A 3,726-nucleotide genomic window follows, 5' to 3' on the forward strand; every position below is an offset into this window, starting at 1 on the left:
CCATTAAACTGATAATAGTTTACCAATGTATAGATAACTCCTGCTCCCAAACCTGCAGAAAGGTAGAAAAATATGAATTTATTCTTCCCCCACATTTGTTCTAAAGGTGTTCCAAAAGCCCATAATCCATACATATTAAAAAGAATATGCGCAAAGCCTCCATGCATAAACATATGTGTTGCAAATTGCCAAAACCCAAATTTTTCGTTTTCAGGAAAATACAAAGCAAACATACTTTGCAAATCAAATCCTTGAATTAGTTGTGGTACTATAAATAAAATTACATTTATTATTATAATGTGTTTAACAGCTTCAGTAAGTCTTCCCATAATTTTAAATTTTTAACAGCGCATTAGTTGTTAAATTTTTTATCAATTTCATCAATATTTATAGTTACAAAAGTAGTTTTTCCAAACGGAGATAAATCGGGTTGTTTACAAGAAAATAGTTTATTTACCAATTCTTCTTGTTCTTTTAAATCTAATTTACTTCCTGTTTTAATGGCTAAACTTTTAGCCAAACTTTTAGACATAATATCTAATTGGCTAAAACTTGTATCTGGAATATCATTTTTTATATCTTCCAATAATTGCTCAATAATTATTGTTATCTGACTTTCAACAATAGTTACTGGCATTCCTTTTACAATAATAGTATCATCTAAAATGCTATCAAATAAAAAGCCAATATTTTCTAAATCTTCTTTTATGTTTTTAATTAATTCAATATCAGATTTATTAAATGAAATTTCTAAAGGAAATAATAATTGTTGACTCATTGCTTCCTTAACGGTAATATTTTCTAAAAATTCTTCATATAAAATACGTTGATGCGCTAAATTCTGATTGATATAAACAATTCCAGATTTTATACTACTTACAATATATTTATTATGAATTTGATAGGTTTTACTGTTTGATGAAACTTCAGAAAATAATGTGTTATTGATTTTTTTAGATTCCACTTCAAAAGAATCCGTATTCAATCCTGTATATAAACTTTCCCATTGCGAAGTGTTCTCTTTTTTATAAGGATATTTTAAAGTGCCTTTTTCTTCAGATTTAAACGGATTAAAATTTGAATCTACCTGAACTCTTGGAGTAATAGTTTTTTTATCTTTAAATTCGTAAGGTGTATCAAAAGAAGCACTTCTTTCAAAATCTAACACAGGCGCAACATTATATTGTCCTAAACTATGTTTTATAGTGGAACGTAAAATTGCATATAGTGTTTTTTCATCATCAAATTTAATTTCTGTCTTTGTTGGATGAATATTGATATCGATACTTTTAGTTGGAACTGTTAAAAACAAAAAATAAGTTGGATAATAACCTCCAGAAAGTAACTTTTCAAACGCACTTGTAACTGCATGATTTAAATAAGCATTTTTAATAAATCGGTTGTTTACAAAAAAGAATTGTTCGCCTCTTTTTTTCTTTGCAAATTCAGGTTTTGTTACAAATCCGTTAATTTCCACAACATCTGTTACTTCACTGATTGGAACTAATTTCTCGTTGGTTTTCTTTCCTAATATTGCAACAATACGTTGACGTAAATTACTGGAAGCCAAATTATAAATTTCATTTTCGTTATGGTAAAATGAAAAAGAAATAGTAGGATGTGCCAAGGCTACACGTTGAAATTCGTTTACAATATGACGGGTTTCAATAGTATTGCTCTTTAAAAAATTTCGTCGTGCGGGAATGTTATAAAACAAGTTTTTAACTGCAATAGAAGTTCCAGTAGTTGTTGAGATCGATTCTTGCGAAACTATGGTGCTTCCTTCAATTTTTATTGAAGTTCCTAAATCTGTATGTTCTTGTTTTGTTTTTAATGCTATATGTGCAATTGCAGCAATAGAAGCTAAGGCTTCACCTCTAAAACCTTTTGTATGTAAATTAAATAAATCCTCAGCTTTTTTAATTTTAGAAGTGGCGTGACGTTCAAAACTTAATCTTGCATCGGTTTGGCTCATTCCTTTGCCGTTATCAATTACCTGAATTAATAATTTACCAGCTTCTTTAATTAGTAGTTTAATATCCGTTGCATCAGCATCAATAGCATTTTCTAGCAGTTCTTTAACTACAGATGCAGGTCGCTGAACAACTTCTCCAGCTGCAATTTGGTTTGCAACATGGTCAGGAAGTAACTGAATAATATCGGACATTAAAATAATTTATGTAATTCAAAAATATAAGCTACAATACCCACTAAAATAGCAATAATAATAGCCAGTCTTAAATTTGTAGCCCTATCTGTAGCACTTCTTTTATTTTTAACCCAATCGTTTTTTAGATTATTTTTAGATAACGAAATTTTAGGAGTTTCTTCTTCGTTGTCTTTATTTCCGTGGTATTTTTCCTCTAATTTTTGCAAACGTTCTTTGCGCTCGTTATAATAACGAGGTTTGTAATCAAAAACATAATGCGCACGAGGCTTAAATAATTTGCCAAACATATAAAATGGGTTATACAGTAATTCTCAAAATTACTGAATTATAAAGTTGTGGTCAAGTTTTTTAAAAAAGAAGCGTGTTAAAACTCTCTTAAAGCTGCCATTTTTATTGCAGCAATGGCACTTTCTATACCTTTATTTCCGTGTTTTCCACCGGAACGATCTAAAGATTGTTGTTTTGTATTGTCCGTTAACACACAAAAAATAATTGGAACATCGTATTTAATATTTAAATCTTTAATTCCTTGGGTAACACCATCACACACAAAATCGAAATGTTTTGTTTCACCTTGAATTACATTTCCTATGGCAATAATGGCATCTATATTTTGAGTTTCAATCATTTTTTTACAACCAAAAATAAGTTCAAAACTTCCTGGAACATCCCATTTTAAAATGTTTTCTTCGGTTGCTCCATTTTCTATTAATGCTTGTTGAGCACCTAAATATAAGTTTTCAGTAATTTCTGGATTCCATTCAGAAACAACAATCCCAAATCGAAATTTCTTCGCATTTGGGATTGTTGCTTTATCGTAATAAGATAAATTAGTTGTTGCCATTACAACTTAGTTTTTTGATGCAAATGTTGCTTTATTAATATAAATATCTATATTTTTAGCTTCAGTTGCACTTGGATATTCTTTTTTAATTTGATTAAAAAGATCTAAAGCTTTGCTGTAATTTTCTAATTCCATAGCTGTATTTCCAGCTTTAAATAAATATAAAGGAGTAGAAAAATTGTTTTCTCTTAATTTTGCAGCTTTTAAATAATAATCTAACGCTTCTTTAGGTTGATTAATATCCGCAAAAGCATCGCCAATAGCACCTTTGGCAGTTGGTCCCAACAATTCATCTTCCGAAGAAAAATCTTCTAAATAATCAATTGCTTCTTTGTAATTTTTTAATTTTAAATAAGAAATACCTGCGTAATAATTTGCTAAATTTCCTGCTTTTGTACCACTAAATTTATCAGCAATATCAACAAAACCATATTTTCCATCAGCACCTTCTAATCCTAAAACTAATAAAGAATCAACAGCAACAGAAGTTGTTAGCGCATCTTCAAAATATGCTTTTGGAAAAGCCAATTCGTCTGCAGCAACTTTTTCTTGTGGTGCTTTCACAAATTTTTGATATGCTAAGTAACCTAAAATACTTGCAACAATTAAACCTAATACAATAAATATTGTTTTTTGGTTTTTTATTATAAATTGTTCTGATCTTGATGCAGTTTCATCTAGCGTATTAAATACTTCAGCAGTTGTAGAATTA

General features: G+C 29.2%; 5 protein-coding genes. All 5 read right to left on the minus strand.

Annotated features, from left to right (window positions below):
* A partial coding sequence (locus AB1Z17_RS02960) for a rhomboid family intramembrane serine protease (RefSeq protein WP_368050302.1) occupies positions 1 to 329 on the minus strand: 329 nt, incomplete at its 3' end.
* A gap of 23 nt (positions 330 to 352) precedes the next feature.
* Entirely contained in the window at positions 353 to 2,167 is a 1,815-nt protein-coding gene (gene mutL / locus AB1Z17_RS02965) for a DNA mismatch repair endonuclease MutL (RefSeq protein WP_368050303.1), read from the minus strand.
* A complete protein-coding gene (locus AB1Z17_RS02970; protein ID WP_368050304.1) occupies positions 2,167 to 2,457 on the minus strand; it encodes a hypothetical protein in 291 nt (96 codons plus the stop codon). Before AB1Z17_RS02970 ends, mutL begins: the two co-directional genes overlap by 1 nt.
* Before the next feature lie 77 nt (positions 2,458 to 2,534).
* Positions 2,535 to 3,014, minus strand: coding sequence for a 6,7-dimethyl-8-ribityllumazine synthase (ribH, locus tag AB1Z17_RS02975; RefSeq protein WP_368050305.1), 480 nt, complete (start codon positions 3,012 to 3,014; stop codon positions 2,535 to 2,537).
* 6 nt (positions 3,015 to 3,020) lie between these two features.
* Positions 3,021 to 3,726 (minus strand): tol-pal system YbgF family protein (locus tag AB1Z17_RS02980; protein WP_368050306.1); only part of this gene is annotated, 706 nt, incomplete at its 5' end.

The organism is Lutibacter sp. (assembly GCF_040883305.1).
Classification (GTDB): Bacteria; Bacteroidota; Bacteroidia; order Flavobacteriales; family Flavobacteriaceae; genus Lutibacter.